The organism is Sedimenticola thiotaurini, from assembly GCF_001007875.1.
In the GTDB taxonomy this organism is placed as follows: Bacteria; Pseudomonadota; Gammaproteobacteria; order Chromatiales; family Chromatiaceae; genus Sedimenticola; species Sedimenticola thiotaurini.
Genome location: NZ_CP011412.1, coordinates 109,468 through 129,775, shown reverse-complemented (window position 1 = coordinate 129,775; position 20,308 = coordinate 109,468). Strand labels below are relative to the sequence as shown.

The following is a 20,308-nucleotide window of genomic DNA, read 5'->3' as shown; positions in this document are numbered from 1 at the left end:
TGGACCCGCGCAGGTACCAATTGGTTTCATCGCATCAATAACCGGAAGTGTAACACGCCGACTAGCCGGGTGATGGCTCCAGTGGCGGGAGGGAGGGATGCAACGCCGCCAGCAGCGTTAAATAGGCCTCATCATCCGGACCTATATAGCCGTGCCGAATCAGGAAATCGATTATGACCAGATTACAGTTGAGTTTAAAATCGTTGCTGTTCCGTACCCGATCCATCACCTCTTCCACTGGCCAGAGGTAGAAAGACTGCACCTCGCCATCCATACAATCGGGAACAAATTCTTCTGGCAATTCAAGATCATAGCAATACAGCACGTCATGCTTGAAGCCCATCTCCGTATCCATGTGATAGCTGACAGCGCCCACCGGAACCGCCTGCCTGGCCAGTTCCGGCGGAATACCCGCCTCCTCCCAACACTCCTTGGCCAGGTTCTCGGCCAGGCTGATGCCGTAGGGTAGCCCGCCGGCCGCCAGATTATCCAGCCGGCCCGGGTAGTGACGCCGATCATCGGCACGTTTGCCGATCCATAGTTTGAGGCCATCCCCGGTACGGACATAACCGTTGACATGCTGCCCGTAGGCCCGGATACCAAACAGGGGGGCCATACCCCGGTCGACCAGCAACAGGGGCCGTCTCTCCCCCTCCGCGGTGACAGCGTAGCGCTCCCCGTGAAAGGGGCGCAACTCACCCCGGTCCACCAGCTTCCCGAGCACCCGGGACACCTCAGCGGAGCGATCCTCCAGTCCCGGCGCACGACAGCTCAGGGTGACGGCTTGCTCGGTCACCGAAAACACCTCCGGCCAGGGCTTCAGCGATTCAGCAAAGCGGGGCTGCATACGGCCCACCACCCGCTCCTCTACCAGGAACGGTATAAAACGACTGACATCGTGATCATTACAGGCGACGATGTGATCGATAAAACTCATACAGAAATCCTGGGTGCGGCCGGTATCAACGAACCGGCAGACTGTGGAACAGCCCGGCAGAGCTGGCAGCTAACCGTTCCGGTCATTACTCCGCAACGGTCGCAGCGATAACACGGCTGCTCCAACGCTTCAGTTGCTGTGGATCGGCCAGCCGGACACCGGTTTTGAGGGTGATCGAGCGTCCGGCACCCAGGCTTCCCGGCACCCGGTATGCGGACCTGACCATCACCCCGCCACCGGCACTTAACTCACCCAACTGTACCCGAATATTCCGGGCCGTTACAGCGGTCGGGTTCTGCACATGAATCAACACCGTCCCGGACCGGTCAATTCCCAGCTGGCTTCTGATATAGCGCTCCGGTCGATTGGGCATATCCAGTTTAACCAGCGCAACAGCGGCCGCTTTGCCCCGGGCATTGGAAGCGGAGGCGGCGTGCTGATAATGGGTAATGGCAGCTGAACGATCACCCCCGCGCATCGCCAGACCGCCAAGCAGGTAGTGGGCATCCGCCGTCGGCAACAGGTCCAGACTGCGGTTCAGATCCTGTTGCGCCCCCCGTCGATCCCCCAGCTCGGCTTTCAGCGCCCCCCGGGCCAGATAGTGGCGGAAGAAGCCGTTATCCAGAGTGATCGCCTTGTCATAGGCAGCCAGGGCCTTGCTATCGTCACCTCGCTGCGCCAGTACATCGCCCTTCAGACCATAGAACAGCGCCTCCCGGGGTTCGATCCGAATAGCCCGCTCGGCCAACATCAACGCCTTGTCGTACTGTTTACTCTTCAGTGCCGCCTGTCCTTCATCATAGGCTTTGTAGGCTGGTGCGCTCTTTTTCAGGCCGCTGACCATCTGCCGGTATGTCTCCACACCCAGCCTGCCGCCAGATGCCAGCTCCCGGGCCCGTTGACGATTTTTTTCGACCCGTTCAGCCGACGGCGGGTGACTGGCGAACAGGCCACTCAGCCAGTTCTCATTACGGTCCTTGGAGAGACGCACAAAGGTCTCCTGCAGACCTACCGCCGCCTGGGGATCATAGCCGGCCCGGGCCATGTAGAGCATGCCATAGTAGTCCGCCTCCAGCTCGGCATCCCGGGAGTAGCGCTGATTGATCAGGTTGGCTCCGACCGCGGCGGCACCCACGGCCAGTTGGGAATAGTCACTATCCCTTGTCGCCACACCAGCCGCCATCAATGCCCCCTGCAGCAGCACCCCCCGTTCGACCCCTTTGGCGCCGTGCCGGGCAGCGGCGTGGACGATTTCATGTCCCAGCACCGCCGCCAGCTCGGCCTCGTTGTTCAACTCCAGTAACAGTCCCCGGTTTACCGCTATCTTGCCGCCCGGCAGGGCCCAGGCATTGGGCGTGGAATCATTCAGCAGGACAAATTCATAGGGGAGTTTCCGGTCACTGACCGCTGCCAGCCGTTGCCCGACCTGCTCTACGTAGCGGTTCAGTTGCGGATCGAGTTTGTAGTCTCCACCCTGCATCTGTCGGCTCGGCTGATACTGCTTCTGCCCCATCGCCAGTTCAGTCTGCTCCGAGATCAGCGCCAGTTCGCTCTTACCGGTAACCGGGTTGGTGGCACAACCGGACAGACCCGCCAGCAGGAGGGCAGCGCTAATCGGTCCCCAGATGATTTTAACGATTTGCCGGCTATATCCGTTCATTCATCGGCTTCCTTCTGCTTGATTTCATCCCAGGTGGCATCCATGACAGACAGGGTTGCACTCTCCAGGGTCACACCCCGCCGTAGCAGCGTCGTTTCCATGGCATTGAAACGCGTCTCAAACTTGCTATTGGCTGATCGTAACAGACCTTCCGCCTCCAGCCCCAGGTGCCGGGACAGGTTGACACAACTGAATAACAGATCACCCATCTCCTCGGCAATCCGCGCCTGATCTCTTTGCGGTCCTTGCAGTTCCGCCTCCAGTTCCTGCAACTCCTCTTTTACCTTCTCCAGCACCTGGCTGCTCTCCGGCCAGTCAAATCCCACCTTGGCCGCCCGCTTCTGCAGCTTACCCGCCCGCAACAGGGCCGGCAGGGCCTGGGCGATGCCATCCAGGTGCGATACCGTCCGCTCGCCGGCACGATTTTGGCGCTCCTGGGCCTTCAGTTGTTCCCAGACCAGACTCTGCTCCTGGGCATCCGCCACGGACTGATCACCGAACACGTGGGGATGGCGCCGCACCATTTTTTCACAGATCCCGTCAATCACATCCTGCATATCGAACTGTCCCTGCTCGCTGGCGATACGGGCGTAGAATACGACCTGGAACAGCAGATCCCCCAGTTCACCGCAGAGCTCCTCCATGTCACCCCGGGCGATACTGTCCGCCACCTCGTAGGCCTCTTCGATGGTGTAGGGAACCAGACTCTCGAGTACCTGTTCCCGGTCCCAGGGACAACCATGTTCCGGGTCACGGAGCTCCGCCATGATATCCACCAGTCGCTTTATGCTCATATCTTTTTCCGGACAATCATCTGTTAGGCAATGGAACCAATCGGGATATTTTCAAACTGCGAGAAATTCCATTGAAACTTAATTCTGCAGGGAGCGGTCTTTATATAAAACCCAGGTTTTTTTTACAAACATTCACGGCAAAACAAAAAAACATCAACTAAGCTTTCCTAGTAACAAGGCAGTAAAACAGCGCCGAATGATACTAACGAAAAGCTTGCGCCGCGTGCGCAACAGGCAACCAGGCAGCGGGCAAACTGGGCGAGGAGAATAGTGACACCATACTGCGGTTAGTGCGGATGGCTGTACCGTGTAACACTACAGGAGGGACGACTCCATGACCATCTTTGACCATTTCCAGGGTCGCTATGAAGCGGCACAAGAATCTGAATTATCCATCGAAGCCTATCTGGATCTTTGCAAGGAGGACAAATCGGCCTATGCATCCGCCGCCGAACGTCTGCTCATTGCCATCGGCGACCCGGAACTGGTTGATACCAGCAAGGATCCACGCCTGAGTCGCATCTTCTCCAACAAGGTCATCAAAACCTATCCCAGCTTCAGTGGATTTTACGGAATGGAAGATGCCATAGAATCTGTGGTGTCATTCCTGCGTCACGCAGCCCAGGGTCTGGAAGAGAAAAAACAGATCCTGTACCTGTTAGGCCCAGTGGGTGGCGGCAAGTCGTCCCTTGCCGAACAACTCAAATACCTGATGGAGAAAGTACCCTTTTATGCATTAAAAGGTTCTCCGGTTAATGAGAGCCCACTGGGCCTATTCGATCCGGACGAGGATGGGGAGCTGATCCTGGAGCGATACGGTATTCCACGTCGCTACCTGGAACATATTCCCAGTCCCTGGGCAGTCAAGCGACTGCGTGAATACGGCGGGGACATCTCCAAGTTCAAGGTGGTCAAGCTCTGGCCCAGCCGGCTCAGCCAGACTGCGATTGCCAAAACCGAACCAGGCGATGAAAACAATCAGGATATCTCCAGCCTGACCGGCAAGGTGGACATCCGCAAACTGGACGAGTTTTCCCAGGACGATCCGGACTGCTACAGCTTCTCCGGCGGACTCTGTCAGGCAAACCAGGGCTTGCTGGAGTTCGTGGAGATGTTCAAGGCTCCTATCAAGGTACTGCATCCCCTCCTCACCGCAACCCAGGAGGGGAACTACAAGGGTACCGAAGGGATCTCCGCCATACCCTTCGAAGGCATCATTCTGGCTCACTCCAACGAGTCGGAGTGGCAGAGCTTCCGCAACAACAAAAACAACGAGGCATTCCTCGACCGGGTCAATATTGTCAAGGTGCCCTATTGTCTGCGGGTTACGGAAGAGATCGAGATTTATAAAAAACTGATTTCCAACTCCAGCCTGGCCAACGCCCCCTGTGCGCCGGACACCCTGAAGATGATGGCCCAGTTCGCCGTACTGACACGACTGAAAGAGCCGGAGAACTCCAACATCTGGAGCAAGATGCGGGTCTACGACGGCGAGAACCTGAAGGACACCGATCCGAAGGCCAAGAGCCTGATGGAGTACAAGGACTACGCCGGCGTCAATGAAGGGATGAATGGCCTCAGCACCCGGTTCTCCTACAAGATCCTCTCCAAGGTGTTCAATTTTGACAACACCGAGATCGCCGCCAACCCGGTACATCTGCTCTACGTGCTGGAACAGCAGATCATGCAGGAGCAGTTCCCGCCGGAGTTGCAGGAACGTTACCTGGAGTACATCAAGGGCTACCTGGTACCGGAGTATATTAAATTCATCGGCAAGGAGATCCAGACCTCCTACCTGGAGAGCTACTCCGAGTATGGCCAGAACATCTTCGACCGTTATGTCACCTACGTGGACTACTGGCTGCAGGACCAGGAGTTCCGCGATCCCGACACCGGCGAATTCCTCAATCGGGCTGCGCTGAACGAGGAGCTGGAGAAGATCGAGAAACCGGCCGGCATCTCCAATCCCAAGGACTTCCGCAACGAGATCGTCAATTTTGTCCTCCGGGCCAGAGCCAACAACAACGGCAAGAATCCGAACTGGACCAGCTATGAAAAACTGCGCACGGTGATTGAAAAGAAGATGTTCTCCAATACCGAAGAGCTGTTGCCGGTCATCAGCTTCAATGCCAAGGCGTCAACCGAAGATCAGCAGAAGCATGAAGATTTCATCAGCCGTATGATGACCAAGGGTTACACCAGAAAGCAGGTCCGACTGCTATCCGAGTGGTACCTGCGGGTACGTAAATCGAACTGAGCTTAAGCGAGGTGATAAGCGATCAACAGGTAGAGTCTCACAGTAAGGAAGTACGCCATGGCCATGATCATTGACCGAAGACTTGACGGACGCAACAAGAGTGCCGTTAACCGCCAGCGGCTGATGCGGAGGTACAAGCAGCAGATTCGAAAGTCTGTATCAGACGCGATCAGCAAGAGATCGATCACTGATACCCAGTCTGGCGAAAAGATCAATATCCCCGCCCGGGATGTAACGGAGCCGATCATCCATCACGGCCAGGGGGGCTCCCATGAACAGGTGCACCCCGGCAACAAGCAGTTCAGTCAGGGCGACCAGATCAAGCGTCCGGATCAGTCGGGTCAGGGTGGCGGCGGCAGTCAGGCATCCAACTCTGGAGAAGGCGAAGATGATTTCGGTTTTGATATCTCCAAAGAGGAGTATCTCGATCTGTTGTTTGAAGAGCTGGCGTTGCCCAATCTGGTAAAAACCAAAGTTGTGGCACAATCGGCCAAAGCGATGGTCAGGGCCGGCTTTTCCAACACCGGCGTCGCCTCCAACCTGAACCTGTTACGCACCATGCGACGCGCCAAGGGCCGTAAACTGGCTATCGCCTCCCCCTACAGTAAACGGTGTCGTGAGCTTGAACAGCTGCTCGAACAGGAACTCGAAAAAAAGCCCCATAATGAGGAGAAGATAAAGGAGCTGCGCGAAGAACTGGCACTGCTGCGCTCCCGCATCAACGCCATTCCCTTTATCGATACCTACGACCTGAAATTCAACCAGTTTATTCCGCAACCGAAGCCGATCACCCAGGCGGTTATGTTCTGCATCATGGATGTGTCCGGCTCCATGAGTCAGGCCACCAAGGATATCGCCAAACGCTTTTTCATCCTGCTCTACCTGTTTCTCAGCCGCAGCTATGAAAAGACCGAGGTAGTGTTCATCCGCCACCACACCTCTGCCAAGGAGGTGGATGAGGAAGAGTTCTTCTACTCCCGGGAGACCGGTGGCACCATCGTCTCCAGCGCACTGAAACTGATGCGCGACATCATCCGGGAGCGCTATCCAACCGAAGACTGGAATATCTATGCCGCCCAGGCCAGCGACGGCGACAACTGGGAAGACGACAGCGCCACCTGCCGTAACCTGATGATCGATTCCATCATGCCCTATCTGCAATATTACGCCTATGTGGAGATCCACAACCAGGAGCATCAGGGTTTGTGGCGTGAGTATGAAAAGGTCGCAGCCATGTTCGATACCTTCTCCATGAAACAGATCAGGGACACGGGCGAGATCTATCCGGTATTCCATGAACTCTTTAAAAGGCAAGAGGCATGAGCAGGTCCGGTAACAAGCAGCGGACAGAAGAGAAACGCCAGGTGATATCCACCGACTCGGACTGGACTTTCGACCTGATCGAAAAGTACAACCGGGAGATCGAACGGATCGCCAAGGATATCTATCAGCTGGACTGCTATCCGGTACAACTGGAACTGATCTCCAGTGAGCAGATGATGGACGCCTACGCCTCAGTCGGCATGCCAATCGGCTATAACCACTGGAGCTTCGGCAAGCAGTTTGTCATTACAGAGAAAAATTACAAACGGGGCCAGATGAATCTGGCTTACGAAATTGTCATCAACTCCAATCCCTGCATCGCCTACCTGATGGAGGAGAACACCCTGACCATGCAGGCGCTGGTGATAGCCCATGCCGCCTATGGCCATAACAGCTTTTTCAAGGGCAACTATCTGTTTAAGATCTGGACCGACGCCGAAGCCATTATCGACTATCTGATCTTCGCCAAAAACTACATCGCCGAGTGTGAAGAGAAATACGGCATCCAGGAGGTTGAGGAGATTCTCGACTCCTGTCACGCCCTGATGAATTTTGGGGTGGACCGTTACAAACGTCGGGCCGGTGAAACCCTGGAGGATGAGCCCCACGTACAGTCGGACCGGGAACGGATTCTGCAACACCACGTCAACGAACTGTGGCGTCAACTGAATATCCATGAGCCACAGGAGCAGGAGAGCCAGGTCAAGCGCATTCCTCCGGAGCCGCAGGAGAACATTCTCTACTTTCTGGAGAAGAACGCCCCCCTGCTGAAACCGTGGCAGCGGGAGATCATCCGCATCGTGCGCAAGATCGCCCAATACTTCTACCCGCAACGCCAGACCCAGGTGATGAACGAGGGGTGGGCCTGTTTCTGGCACTACACGATCCTGAACCATATGTACGACGAAGGGTTGATCAATGACGCCGCCATGCTGGAGTTCATGCACACCCACACCAATGTCATCGCCCAGCCCGATTTCGACAGCCCCTACTACTCGGGCATCAACCCCTACGCCCTCGGTTTCAAAATGATGATGGACATCCGCAATATCTGTGAAAACCCGACCGAAGAGGATCTCCAGTGGTTCCCGGATATTGCCAACACGGACTGGCGCGAGACCCTCGATTTCGCCATGCGCAATTTCAAGGATGAGAGTTTCATCGGACAGTACCTCTCGCCGCGCTTGATTCGTGAATTCAGACTCTTCTCGGTACTGGATGATGATCAGGAGGAGAACCTGATGATCTCTGCCATTCACGATGAGGCGGGTTACCGGGCGGTGCGGGAGAAACTGAGTGCCCAATACAACCTGAGTAACCGGGAACCCAATATCCAGGTCTACAACGTGGATCACCAGGGTGACCGGACCCTGACACTGCGCTATTACAAAGACCGTAACCGCCCCCTGTCAGACTCCACGGACGAGGTGATCAAACATCTGCACCGGCTGTGGGGGTTCAATGTTCAGATCGAAGTGGAAGAGAGTGACGGCAGCACCCACATCACCCATCGTTGTCCCCAACCGGCCGGGGAAGAGGCGGGCTGAACAGCCAGGCAGATCGGATCACCAGTTGACGCTTCAGGCCCGATCCTGTCGGCTGTAGCGTTTCGGTGAGACCCCCAGTTCACTCCTGAACATGGCGGTAAAAGCGCTGCTGCTCTGGTAACCCAGTTCCAGGGCGACCCGGGTCACCGACTCCCCCTGCCCGAGTCGCTCTATCGCCTCCATCAAGCGCAGGCGCCGGCGCCAGGCACCGAAACTCATGCCGGTCTCCCGGACGAACAGACGGGACAGGGTGCGGGAACTGCTACCGACCCGTTTGGCCCAATCCTCGATTTTGCCCGGATCGGCCGGCTGTTCAACCAGGGCATCGATCACTTTCCGCACTTTCGGATGGCCGGACATGGGGAGATAAAAGGGTGCCCGCCGCATCTGGCGCAACTCATCCATGATCACCTCCATCAGACGACGCTCCGGGCCCTCCGGCGGATAGTCATTGCCGATCCTGACCGCGCGCAGAATCAATTCCCGCAGCAACGGACTCAGGGCGATGACACAACAATCATTGGGCAGTTCACTGCTCCAGGCGGGATCCACATAGATGGAGCGAATCGAGATCGCTTCCGTGGCAATCACCTGATGCTCCATCATGGAGGGAATCCACACCGCCTGACTCGACGGGACCATCCAGGTCCCCAGCGCCGTCATTACCCGCATCACGCCTTCAACAGAATAGAGCAGCTGGGCCCGCAGATGGGTATGGGGCGCGCGCTGTTCCCGCTCCAGATCAAAGGCGACCGATACAACGGGAAGATCAGGATTTAATATCTGACTGGTAGCCGGAGGAGACATTTTGGCAGCTTTTCGATAAATAATGTCTTTTTAACTGTAACACGCCACCGCCAATTGAGCGACAATCAGCCCATGAACACCCGAATCACCCACTCCTGGCAACGCCCGGAAATCCTGCTGATGCTGATGGCGGCCGCTGTGCCGATCAGTTTCGCTGCCTGGCAGGCCCTGCTGAACAACTTCGCCATCGAGATGGCTGCCTTCACCGGCAAGGAGATGGGTGTCCTGCAGAGCCTGCGTGAGATTCCCGGCTTCCTTGCCTTCGGTGTTATTTTTCTGCTGCTGCTGTTCCGGGAGCAGACCCTGGCCTATGTCGCCCTGCTGCTGTTAGGTATCGGTACCGCATTGACCGGTTTTTTCCCATCGGTACTGGGGCTCTATCTCACCACCGTGATCATGTCGATCGGTTTTCACTATTACGAAACCCTGCAGACATCACTGGCCCTGCAATGGATCGACAAGCAAACCTCCGCTGAAACCCTGGGGCGCCTGATCGCCACCGGCTCCATGGCGGCGATTCTTACTTTCGGACTGATCTGGCTCGGCAGCGACCTGCTGCAACTGGACTATCAGTGGCTCTACCTGCTCACCGGTGGTATCACTGTGTTAATTGCCCTGGTTGCCTGGAGAGCCTTTCCGCTCTTCCCCCAGGGTACTGAACAGCACAAGCATATGGTGTTGCGACGTCGCTACTGGCTCTACTACGCCCTCACTTTCATGTCCGGTGCGCGCCGGCAGATTTTCGTGGTGTTCGCCGGTTTCCTGATGGTGGAGAAGTTCGGCTACTCGGTCAGCGATATCGCCATGCTGTTCCTGCTTAATGCTGCTATGAACGTGCTGTTTGCCCGGCGTATCGGTCGCCTGGTGGGTCGCATTGGTGAACGCAACGCCCTGCTGATCGAGTATACCGGTCTGATCCTGGTGTTCAGTGGCTACGCCCTGGTGGAACAGGCCGGGCTGGCGGCCGGCCTCTATGTACTGGATCATCTCTTCTTCGCCATGGCCATTGCCCTGAAGACCTACTTCCAGAAGATCGCCGCACCGGAGGATATTGCATCCACTGCCGGCGTCAGCTTCTCTATCAACCACATAGCCGCTGTGGTGATACCGGCCAGCTTCGGCCTGCTCTGGCTCGCCTCCCCCGCACTGGTTTTCTACCTGGGAGCAGCCATGGCACTGATTTCACTGCTGCTCTCCCTGCTGATCCCGGATGCACCGAAAGCCGGCTATGAGCACCGCTTCTCCCGCCTGGCGGTGGAATCCTGAACACACCCACCAAGCAGCGCTCCCCCACTACCCGGATTTTGCGGACACGCTTCACGTCCTGAGCAGCCGTTGTTGACAGTACTGTGCAGGGGTCTAGAATCAGCGCTTCATAATTGACGAATCGTCAATTCCAGCCACAAATCCCGGGTCCCTGAACCATGAGCCAAGCAAGCGCCAAGAGAGAAAAGCTGCTGGCCCGTGAACAGGAGCTGATCAGAACCGCCCTGAAGATTATGGCGCGTGAGGGTGCCGCGGGTCTCACAATGGACAAAGTGGTGGAGCGGGTACCCTATTCAAAAGGAACCGTCTACAACCATTTCTGCAGCCGCGAAGATCTGTTAACCGCCATCTGCAACGCCGGCATGGAGCGCCTGGCGGAGAAGTTTACCCGCGCAATAAGGTTTCAGGGCACCACCCGGGAGCGACTGCTGGCCACCCACTACGCCTATCTGCTGCACGCGCTGCTCGATCCCATCCAGTACGCCCTGATCATTTCGGCCAAAACCACCAGCCAGATTGAGCGGACTTCCGAGCAGCGGCTCAACACCCACTACCAGCTGGAGAAGCTGCTCATGGGACCGGCATTTGAGCTGGTGACAGAAGCGATCGACAACGGCGACCTGGTCCTACCGCCCCGGATGGGTCGGCGCCAGGTGGTGTTCTGCAACTGGGCCAGCTGTTTCGGCACCATAACCCTGCTGATCAACAATAAAAGCAGTTGCGGTGGCCGGTTTGAACTGGATATCCGCAACGAGGTTTTCAGTCACGCCAACCTGTTGTTGGACGGTCTGCAGTGGCGTGCATTAAGCAGCGAGCAGGATTATGAAGCAACCCTGCGGCGCATTGAGACGGAGATATTCCCCCGGGAATCCGCCCTGATCAGCCAACAGACCGCAACAGTGTCAACAGATAACCCGTCACCAGCGAAAGCCTGTGCAGAGCACCGGCCAGTTCCTGTGACCAAACCGCCCGTAATAACGTAATTGCCACATGCAGGTGCACCGATTTAGGAGAGAGAGCGTATGCACCAGAAGTTGACAGCCTGGATTATCAAGCACCCGATCCTGGTCATACTGCTGACGCTTCTGCTGGTCGTGACGGCGACCTATGGCGCCCGTCTGTTGGTTTTTGAAAGTGACTACCGGGTATTCTTCGGCTCGGACAATCCGCAACTGAACGCCTACGAGTCGATCCAGAAGATCTACAACAAGAGCGATAATGTCGCTTTTATCATCGCCCCGCAGGATGGCCGGATCTTTACCAGGGAGCGGCTGGAGGCGATTCGGGCGCTCACTGAAGAGAGCTGGCAGATCCCCTTCTCCACCCGGGTCGACTCCATCACCAACTACCAGTACAGCTATGCGGACGGGGATGACCTGATCGTCGAGGATCTGGCCCTGGAACCGCTGGCGATGGACCAGGCCGCGCTGGAGCGGGCCAGGCGCATCGCCATCAATGAACCCCTGCTCAGGAACAAGCTGATCTCCCCCGATGGCCATGTAACCATCGTCAACACCACCGTGCAGCTGCCGGGCGTCAACCCGGTAGAGGAGATCCCCCAGGTCGCCACCAAGGTACGGGAGCTGCGTGACCAGTTCCTGGCCCGAAACCCGGGCGTAACCGTCCATCTCTCCGGCATGGTGATGATGAACAACAGCTTTGCCGAGGCCTCCCTGGCGGACAGTACCACCCTGGTGCCACTGATGTTCCTGATCGTGGCGCTGACCATCGGCCTGCTGCTACGCACCATCACCGGCACCCTCTCCACCCTGCTGGTGGTTCTGTTCAGTATCGCCGTCACCATGGGGATCGCCGGCTGGACCGGCTTCTACCTGACCGCACCATCCGCCAGCGCACCCACCATGATCCTGACCCTGGCGGTAGCCGACTGCATCCATATACTGACCACCCTGTTCTACGAGATGCGCAACGGGGTTGAAAAGCGCCAGGCCATCCTGGACAGCCTGCGGATCAATTATCAGCCGATCTTTCTCACCAGCATCACCACCGCCATCGGCTTCCTGAGCATGAACTTCTCCGACTCCCCGCCGTTCCGGGATCTGGGCAACCTGGTGGCCATCGGCGTCATGCTGGCGTTCCTCTTCTCCGTCACCCTGTTTCCGGCACTGCTGGCACTGCTGCCCCTGAAAGTGAAACCGCACAAGGCGCGCGGTGACCTGATGATGCACTTTGCCGACTTCGTTGTGCACAACCGCCGCTGGCTGTTGCCGGTCACCTCCCTGATCATGATCGCCTTCATGCTGTTTCTGCCACAAAACCGGCTCAATGATGATTTCGTTAAATATTTCGATACCACGGTGCCGTTCCGGCAGGCCACCGATTTCATGCAGGAGAACATCTCCGGTATGGCCACCATGGAGATCTCCCTGGACAGCGGCACATCCGGCGGTATCAATGACCCGGTATTTCTGCAGAAACTGGATCAACTGAGCCAGTGGTTGCGGGATCAGCCGGAAACCGATCATGTCAACACCCTGAGTGACACCCTCAAGCGACTCAGCCGTAACATGCATGGGGATCGGGATGACTGGTATCGGCTGCCGGACAGCCGGGAACTGGCCGCCCAATATCTGCTGCTGTACGAGATGTCCCTGCCCTATGGACTGGACCTGAATAACCAGCTCAACGTGGATAAATCCTCCACCCGGCTGGTGGCCACCTTCAACAACATGACCTCCAACGAGCAGATTCAGCTGGAGCAGCGCGTTCGGGACTGGCTGGCGAGCCACGCCCCGGACTATACGGCAACCATCGCCAGCCCGGCCCTGATGTTCGCCCATATCAGCCAACGCAACATCCGCAGCATGCTGTTGGGCGTCACTCTTGCGTTGATCCTGATCTCCCTGTTGCTGGGTGTGGCCCTGCGCTCCCTCAAGTTTGGCCTGATCAGTCTGCTGCCCAATCTGACCCCGGCCGCCGTGGGCTTCGGTGCCTGGTATTTCATCAACGGCCAGGTGGGTCTGGCGCTGTCCGTGGTGGCCGGCATGACCCTCGGCATCGTGGTGGACGACACGGTTCACTTCCTGAGCAAGTATCTGCGCGCCCGCCGGGAACGTAATGCCGATGCCCACGCGGCGGTACGCTATGCTTTCAGTAGCGTGGGTCGGGCCCTCTGGATCACCACCCTGGTGCTGGTGGGAGGCTTTCTGGTGCTGGCCCAGTCCAGCTTCAAAGTGAATGCCGATATGGGACTGTTAACGGCGCTGACCATCCTGATCGCGCTCGCCATCGATTTCCTGTTCCTGCCGCCGCTGCTGATGCTGCTGGATCACCACTCAACCCATGGCACCGACAAAGAGAGAGAGAACACCCATGTCACCTAGAATATGCCTGATACTGGCCCTGCTTGGCGTCCACACCCTGCTGTATGCCGAGAGCGCGGAACAGAAAGGCCACGCCATCGCGGCCGAGAGTATTGCCCGGGACACCGGCTGGGGCGACATGCAGGCCGATATGCAGATGATTCTGCGCAACCGCCAGGGTGAGCAGAGCCTGCGTGAGCTGCGTATGCAGTCGCTGGAACAGGAGAACGATGGCGACAAGAGCCTGACCGTTTTCGACCAGCCTCTGGATGTGAAGGGCACCGCCTTTCTGAGCTTTTCACACGCCCTCGAGGCCGATGAACAGTGGCTCTATCTGCCGGCGCTGAAACGGGTCAAACATATCTCCTCGCGCAACAAATCGGGACCATTCATGGGTTCCGAATTCGCCTATGAAGATCTCAGCTCGTTCGAGATCGAAAAGTACAGCTACAAATATCTCCGGGATGAGGTGCTGGACAATCAGGCCTGTTTTGTGGTGGAACAGTTCCCGGTGGATAAGCACTCCGGTTACACCCGTCGCGTGGTCTGGCTGGACCAGGCGGAGTACCGGAATCTGCGGGTGGAGTTCTACGACCGCAAGAACAGCCTGCTGAAGAGCCTCAGCTACAGCGGCTATCAACAGTATATGAATCGATACTGGCGTCCGGATCGCATGGACATGATCAATCACCAGACCGGCAAAAGCACCGAACTGCGCTGGACCAACTACCGATTCGGCACCGGCCTGGATGAGTCGGACTTCAACAGGAACAGCCTGAAGCGGGCCCGCTGAGATGCAGCCGCAATGCCTGACCAAAAACTGGCTGCCCCTGTTGCTGTTTCTGCTGCCGGCACTTGCCGGCGCGGATAATGATCTGGCGATCAGCGGCAAGGTGGGAGCGGAACTGCGCCTGTTTCCCCACAGCCCCCAATTCACCGGGCAGTACGACGCCGCCAACCTGTCAGGCTTTTTTGAACCGCAGTTCTATTACGCCTGGAACCAGGACCGGGACTATGTGGAGTTCATCCCCTACCTGCGCTGGGACCAACATGACCCGGAGCGCAGCCATGCCGACATCCGCCAACTCACCTGGAGCCACGTCGGGGATGACTGGGAACTGCACAGCGGCATCGGCAAGGTGTTCTGGGGCGTCACCGAGTTCCAGCACCTGGTGGATACCATCAACCAGACCGATGGGGTCGAGGACATCGACGGCGAGGATAAACTGGGCCAGCCGATGATCCACCTCTCCCTGGTCAGGCGCTGGGGCATCCTGGATCTGTTCGCCCTGCCCGGATTCCGTGAACGCACCTTTGCCGGGCTGGACGGACGTCTGCGAAGCGGCCTGGTGGTGGACAGCAGCCAGGCCGCTTACGAATCGGCGGCCGGTGACAACCATCTCGATCTGGCGGCCCGCTGGAGCCACACTCTGGGTGATTATGATATTGGTCTGCACTGGTTTCGCGGCACCAACCGGGAGCCCCGTCTGGTGCCCGGCACAGACGGCAACGGCAACCTGGTGCTGACACCCTATTATGAGCAGATCAACCAGCTGGGCATGGATCTGCAGGCGACCCTGGATGACTGGCTGTGGAAACTGGAGATGCGCTGGCGGGATGGTCAGCAGGAGAGCTTCTGGGCGCTGCAGGGCGGTTTTGAATATACCCTGTACGGCATCGCCGACAGCAACACCGACCTGGGTCTGCTACTGGAGTATGGCTGGGACGAACGGGGCACCCGCTCCACCAGCCTGGCCCAGAACGACCTCTATTTCGGCGCCCGTATCGCCCTGAATGACGCCGCCAGCAGCGAGTTGCTGGCGGGTATCGGTTATGACCTGGACTTCCACAGCCACATCCTACAGCTGGAGGCCAGCCGCCGGATCGGCAACGCCTGGAAAGCCAGTCTCGATCTGCGGCTGTTTTCCGGTGATGAACCAAACGATCCGCTGTCGGCGATACGCCGGGATGACCATCTACAACTCACCCTGGAGCGCTATTTCTGACCGGGCGAAGGGGACGACTCAGCAGCCCGGTCAACCCAGTACCGAATCCCAGTCCTTCCACACCGGATCGAACCCCTGGCGACGAATCATCGCCACCACTTCGTCGACACTGCGATCGTCACTGATCTCAAACTGCTCCAGCGCCTCCTCCTCAATGGCATAGCCACCCGGCTCGGTCTTGGAACCGGCGCTCATGGAGGTGATACCCAGTTTCAGCAGGTGATCGCGGAACTCGGGGCGCTCCCGGGTGGAGAGGGAGATCTCCACGTTTTCACTATAGATCCGGTAGGCACAGATCATCTGCACAAAATCCCGATCCGTCACCACCACGTTGGGTGATTGCACCCCCTCGGCCGGGCGCAGGCGCGGCAGCGAGATGGAGTACTTGGTCTGCCAGTAGCGACGCTCCAGATAACCCAGGTGCAGGGCCACGAAGGCGGCATCGGTACGCCAATCCTCCAGCCCCAGCAGGGCACCCAGACCGATACGATGGATACCGGCTCGGCCGAGCCGATCCGGCGTCTCCAGGCGGTATTCAAAGTTGCGTTTCTTGCCTTTCGGATGGTACTGGCGGTAGTTATCCCGGTGATAGGTCTCCTGGTACAGCAGCACGCTGTCGAGCCCCTTTTTGATCAACCGCTCATAATCGGCCTGATCCAGCGCCTGCACCTCCAGTGACAGACTGGAGAAATGGGGCCGCACCCACTCCAGCGCCTGCTCCAGGTAGTCCACGCCCACCGTGCGGTGGGCCTCACCGGTCACCATCAGCAGATGCTCAAAGCGGTGCGCCTTGATCGCCTCCACCTCCTGCAGCACCTGTTCCCGGGTCAGGGTACGGCGCTTCAGCTTGTTATCCACGCTGAAACCGCAATAGGTGCAGATGTTGTGGCACTCGTTGGAGAGGTACATCGGAATATAGAGCTGGGTGGTGTTGCCGAAGCGTTTGCGGGTCAGTCGGTAGCTCAGCTGTGCCATGCGCTCCAGGTAGGGGGTGGCCGCCGGAGAGATCAGGGCGCAGAAATCATCCAGATCCCGTTTACCCGGCTTGTCCAGCGCCCGCTCCACATCGGCGGCCTGCTTGCCGTTAATCCGTTCTGCCATCCCTTCCCAGGTGTGCTGTTCAAAAACCGATAAAAAACTCATGACATGGTCCCAGTGCCCTTAAACGGACACTTAACAAGTGTGCGAAATATCTGTACTGCCCACCGGTCGGAGACCGGAGATGCAGAGGCAGAACAGTACCAACGGCTACTCCTGGGCCAGGAAGGCGGTCAACGGGCTGCTCGCCTCGGCGGCCTTGCTGACATTACCCAGTCTGGCCTGATAGGCCATGCGTCCGCATTGCGTGGCCATGCGGAACGCCTCGGCCATCACCACCGGATCACCCGCCACCGCTATGGCAGTATTCACCAGTACCGCATCGGCCCCCATCTCCATCGCCTCGGCCGCCTGGGAGGGTGCACCGATACCGGCATCCACCACCACCGGCACGCCACTCTGCTCGATAATGATCTCCAGCATGGCGCGGGTCTGCAGCCCCTGGTTGGTACCGATGGGCGCGCCCAACGGCATCACCGCCGCGGCCCCCACATCCTCTAACCGCTTGCACAACACCGGGTCGGCGTTGATATAGGGCAGCACCACAAAACCCTCCTTAACCAGGATTTCCGTTGCCGCCAGAGTCTCGATGGGATCCGGCAGCAGATAACGGGGGTCGGGATGGATCTCCAGCTTCAGCAGGTTGGTCTGCAGCGCCTCCCGGGCCAACTGTGCCGCCAGTACCGCCTCCTTGGCGGTGCGCACTCCCGAGGTGTTGGGCAGCAGATTGACGCCGGGAATCTGCAGATGGGAGACCACCTCGTCCTCCTGCTCCTGCAGCCGCACCCGACGCAGCGCCACTGTCACCAGTTCGCTGCCGGAGGCGACCACCGCATCGTGCATCAGTTGATTGGAGCCGAACTTGCCCGTACCGAGAAACAGCCGCGAGCCGAAAAGGTGTTCGGCAATTTTCAATGGATCACTATTCATGTTTTACCCGCTCCTTGAATGACGGAGAAATCTGCACACTGTTCAACCGCCCTGGACCGGCGCGATGATCAATACCCGGTCCTGCTCCTGCAGCCGGTAGCCGGGCCACTCGTCCTGGCGGATCACGGTGTCGTTCACCGCCACCGCCACATTGCGGCCGCCGGTCAGGCCGGTCAGCAGCGCCTCCAGGGTTGTGTCAGGTTCAATCCGGGTCTCTTCATCATTCACAAAAATATACATCGCCGCGTCTCAGGCCTCTTTGTAGATCTCACTGCCACCGGCGGTGAACTCCTGGGACTTCTCGCTCATGCCCACTTCAACCGCCGTGGCCAGGTCATCCAGCCCTTTCTTGTTGGCGTATTCGCGCACATCCTGGGAGATCTTCATGGAGCAGAACTTGGGACCGCACATGGAACAGAAGTGGGCCACCTTGGCCGACTCCTTGGGCAGGGTCGCATCGTGGTATTCCCGTGCCCGCTCCGGATCCAGCCCCAGGTTGAACTGATCATCCCAGCGGAACTCGAAGCGCGCCTTGGACATGGCGTTGTCGCGGATCTGGGCACCCGGATGACCCTTGGCCAGGTCCGCTGCGTGGGCCGCAATCTTGTAGGTGATAATCCCTTCCCGCACATCCTCCTTGTCCGGCAGACCGAGATGCTCCTTGGGGGTCACGTAACAGAGCATGGCGCAGCCGTACCAGCCGATCATGGCGGCACCGATACCGGAGGTGATGTGGTCATAACCGGGAGCGATATCGGTCACCAGCGGACCCAGGGTGTAGAAGGGCGCCTCGTAGCACTCCTGCAACTCCTTATCCATGTTCTCCTTGATCATCTGCATCGGCACATGACCCGGGCCCTCGATCATCACCTGCACATCGTGCTCCCAGGCCTTCTTGGTCAGTTCACCCAGGGTCTCCAGTTCGGCGAACTGGGCCTGGTCGTTGCCGTCGGCAATGGAGCCGGGACGCAGACCGTCACCCAGGGAGAAGGAGACATCGTAGGCCTTCATGATCTCGCAGATCTCGTCAAAACGGGTGTAGAGGAAGTTCTCCTTATGGTGGGCCAGGCACCACTTGGCCAGGATGGAGCCACCCCGGGAGACAATGCCGGTCACCCGTTGTGCGGTCATGGGCACGTAGCGCAGCAACACGCCGGCGTGGATGGTGAAGTAATCCACCCCCTGCTCGGCCTGTTCGATCAGGGTATCGCGCATCACTTCCCAGTTCAGGTCCTCGGCGATTCCACCGACTTTTTCCAGCGCCTGGTAGATCGGCACGGTACCGATCGGCACCGGCGAGTTGCGCAGAATCCATTCACGGGTTTCGTGAATGTTCTTGCCGGTGGAGAGGTCCATGATGGTATCGGCACCCCAGCGAATGCCCCAGACCATCTTCTCCACCTCTTCCTCGATACTGGAACCCAGCGCTGAGTTGCCGATATTGCCGTTGATCTTGACCAGGAAGTTACGGCCGATAATCATCGGCTCCAGCTCGGTGTGGTTGATATTGGCGGGGATAATGGCCCGACCACGGGCCACCTCTTCGCGGACAAATTCCGGCGTGATCTCCTTGGGGATGGCGGCGCCGAAACTGAAACCCGGATGCTGCTGCTTCAACAACCCAAGATCCCGGGCCTCCTGCAGCCGCATATTCTCGCGCAGGGCGATGAACTCCATCTCCGGGGTGACGATACCCTTACGGGCATAGTGCATCTGGGTGACGTTGGCGCCCGATTTGGCCCGGCGCGGTTCGCGCAGATGCTCAAAGCGCAGCGCATCCAGTTCCGGGTTCTCTTTTCTCTGACGGGTAAACTGGGAGCTGACACCGGAGAGTCGCTCGGTATCGCCCCGCTCCTCAATCCAGTTACGTCGAATTTCCGGCAGGCCCGCGCGCAGGTCGATTTTCGCATCGGGGTCGGTATAGATACCGGATGTGTCATAGACCAGTACCGGGGGATTTTTTTCTGCACCGAAACTGGCCGGGGTATCGGTGAGGGAGATCTCACGCATCGGCACCCGGATGTCGGGACGACTCCCCTGCAGGTAGATCTTACGGGAACCGGGAAAGCTTTCGACCGCCATGTTGTCGGTATCAACCGAATGCCGGGACTGCGTGTTGTCTTTGGATTGCATTGCGTTTCGTCCTCCGATAAGGGGATGGTTCAGACGAAACGGGGATGTGAACAGAAAGGAAAGGGGTTTGCTCTGGTTTAGCTTGTAGAACAGAGCCAGCTTCCCTACGCCGGTATGACCCGGATCAGGTTCAAAGGGTATTTCTCAGCCACCTGCCGGCGACACCCCCGCTTCGATCAGGGCGGAGTATCCGCCCACATGCCCACCATGGTACAGCAAACCGCCAG

General features: G+C 58.2%; 16 protein-coding genes and 1 riboswitch. Of the genes, 8 read left to right on the top strand and 8 right to left on the bottom strand.

Annotated elements, in window-relative coordinates:
- Window positions 1-61: 61 nt before the first annotated feature.
- From AAY24_RS00615 to mazG, 3 genes are all read right to left on the bottom strand, one after another.
- Window positions 62-937: a DUF4743 domain-containing protein gene (locus AAY24_RS00615; RefSeq protein ID WP_046858033.1), complete on the bottom strand. Its 876-nt coding sequence runs from the start codon at window positions 935-937 to the stop codon at window positions 62-64.
- Between the two features lie 85 nt (window positions 938-1,022).
- On the bottom strand, window positions 1,023-2,597 hold the full coding sequence (locus tag AAY24_RS00610; RefSeq protein ID WP_046858032.1) for a M48 family metalloprotease: 1,575 nt from the start codon (window positions 2,595-2,597) through the stop codon (window positions 1,023-1,025).
- Window positions 2,594-3,391, bottom strand: a complete 798-nt coding sequence (mazG, locus tag AAY24_RS00605; protein WP_046858031.1) for a nucleoside triphosphate pyrophosphohydrolase — start codon at window positions 3,389-3,391, stop codon at window positions 2,594-2,596. The genes AAY24_RS00610 and mazG overlap by 4 nt, the downstream gene beginning before the upstream one ends.
- 334 nt (window positions 3,392-3,725) lie before the next feature.
- Between mazG and AAY24_RS00600 the strand changes: the two genes are divergently transcribed.
- The 3 genes from AAY24_RS00600 to AAY24_RS00590 are packed head-to-tail and all read left to right on the top strand — an operon-like array spanning window position 3,726 to window position 8,518.
- Complete coding sequence (locus tag AAY24_RS00600; RefSeq protein WP_046858030.1) at window positions 3,726-5,648, top strand: PrkA family serine protein kinase; 1,923 nt, start codon at window positions 3,726-3,728, stop codon at window positions 5,646-5,648.
- A 57-nt stretch (window positions 5,649-5,705) separates the two neighbouring features.
- Window positions 5,706-6,971, top strand: coding sequence for a YeaH/YhbH family protein (locus tag AAY24_RS00595; protein WP_046858029.1), 1,266 nt, complete (start codon window positions 5,706-5,708; stop codon window positions 6,969-6,971).
- On the top strand, window positions 6,968-8,518 hold the full coding sequence (locus tag AAY24_RS00590; RefSeq protein ID WP_046858028.1) for a SpoVR family protein: 1,551 nt from the start codon (window positions 6,968-6,970) through the stop codon (window positions 8,516-8,518). The genes AAY24_RS00595 and AAY24_RS00590 overlap by 4 nt, the downstream gene beginning before the upstream one ends.
- Before the next feature lie 33 nt (window positions 8,519-8,551).
- Here AAY24_RS00590 and AAY24_RS00585 read toward each other — a convergent pair whose 3' ends face one another.
- Entirely contained in the window at window positions 8,552-9,325 is a 774-nt protein-coding gene (locus AAY24_RS00585; protein WP_046858027.1) for an AraC family transcriptional regulator, read from the bottom strand.
- A 72-nt stretch (window positions 9,326-9,397) separates the two neighbouring features.
- Between AAY24_RS00585 and AAY24_RS00580 the strand changes: the two genes are divergently transcribed.
- The 5 genes from AAY24_RS00580 (at window position 9,398) to AAY24_RS00560 (ending at window position 15,920) form a co-directional block, all read left to right on the top strand.
- The gene (locus AAY24_RS00580; RefSeq protein ID WP_046858026.1) at window positions 9,398-10,591 is read left to right on the top strand and encodes an MFS transporter; all 1,194 of its coding nucleotides are present in this window, start codon (window positions 9,398-9,400) and stop codon (window positions 10,589-10,591) included.
- A 158-nt stretch (window positions 10,592-10,749) separates the two neighbouring features.
- Entirely contained in the window at window positions 10,750-11,574 is an 825-nt protein-coding gene (locus AAY24_RS00575) for a TetR/AcrR family transcriptional regulator (RefSeq protein ID WP_052760968.1), read from the top strand.
- Window positions 11,575-11,613: 39 nt separating this feature from the next.
- The gene (locus AAY24_RS00570) at window positions 11,614-13,935 is read left to right on the top strand and encodes an efflux RND transporter permease subunit (RefSeq protein WP_046858025.1); all 2,322 of its coding nucleotides are present in this window, start codon (window positions 11,614-11,616) and stop codon (window positions 13,933-13,935) included.
- On the top strand, window positions 13,925-14,707 hold the full coding sequence (locus AAY24_RS00565; RefSeq protein ID WP_046858024.1) for an outer membrane lipoprotein-sorting protein: 783 nt from the start codon (window positions 13,925-13,927) through the stop codon (window positions 14,705-14,707). Before AAY24_RS00570 ends, AAY24_RS00565 begins: the two co-directional genes overlap by 11 nt.
- A gap of 1 nt (window position 14,708) precedes the next feature.
- Window positions 14,709-15,920: a hypothetical protein gene (locus AAY24_RS00560; RefSeq protein WP_046858023.1), complete on the top strand. Its 1,212-nt coding sequence runs from the start codon at window positions 14,709-14,711 to the stop codon at window positions 15,918-15,920.
- Window positions 15,921-15,950: 30 nt separating this feature from the next.
- Here the strand turns inward: AAY24_RS00560 and thiH are convergent, their stop codons facing one another.
- The 4 genes from thiH to thiC form a co-directional block, all read right to left on the bottom strand.
- The gene (gene thiH / locus AAY24_RS00555; RefSeq protein ID WP_046858022.1) at window positions 15,951-17,063 is read right to left on the bottom strand and encodes a 2-iminoacetate synthase ThiH; all 1,113 of its coding nucleotides are present in this window, start codon (window positions 17,061-17,063) and stop codon (window positions 15,951-15,953) included.
- Window positions 17,064-17,168: 105 nt separating this feature from the next.
- Window positions 17,169-17,948: a thiazole synthase gene (locus AAY24_RS00550; protein WP_046858021.1), complete on the bottom strand. Its 780-nt coding sequence runs from the start codon at window positions 17,946-17,948 to the stop codon at window positions 17,169-17,171.
- 42 nt (window positions 17,949-17,990) lie between these two features.
- Complete coding sequence (gene thiS, locus AAY24_RS00545; RefSeq protein ID WP_046858020.1) at window positions 17,991-18,188, bottom strand: sulfur carrier protein ThiS; 198 nt, start codon at window positions 18,186-18,188, stop codon at window positions 17,991-17,993.
- A gap of 9 nt (window positions 18,189-18,197) precedes the next feature.
- Window positions 18,198-20,081 carry a phosphomethylpyrimidine synthase ThiC gene (thiC, locus tag AAY24_RS00540; protein ID WP_046858019.1) on the bottom strand — a complete coding sequence of 628 codons (1,884 nt, stop codon included), beginning with the start codon at window positions 20,079-20,081 and terminating at the stop codon, window positions 18,198-18,200.
- A gap of 83 nt (window positions 20,082-20,164) precedes the next feature.
- A riboswitch (TPP riboswitch) is annotated at window positions 20,165-20,260 on the bottom strand.
- Window positions 20,261-20,308 lie beyond the last annotated feature (48 nt).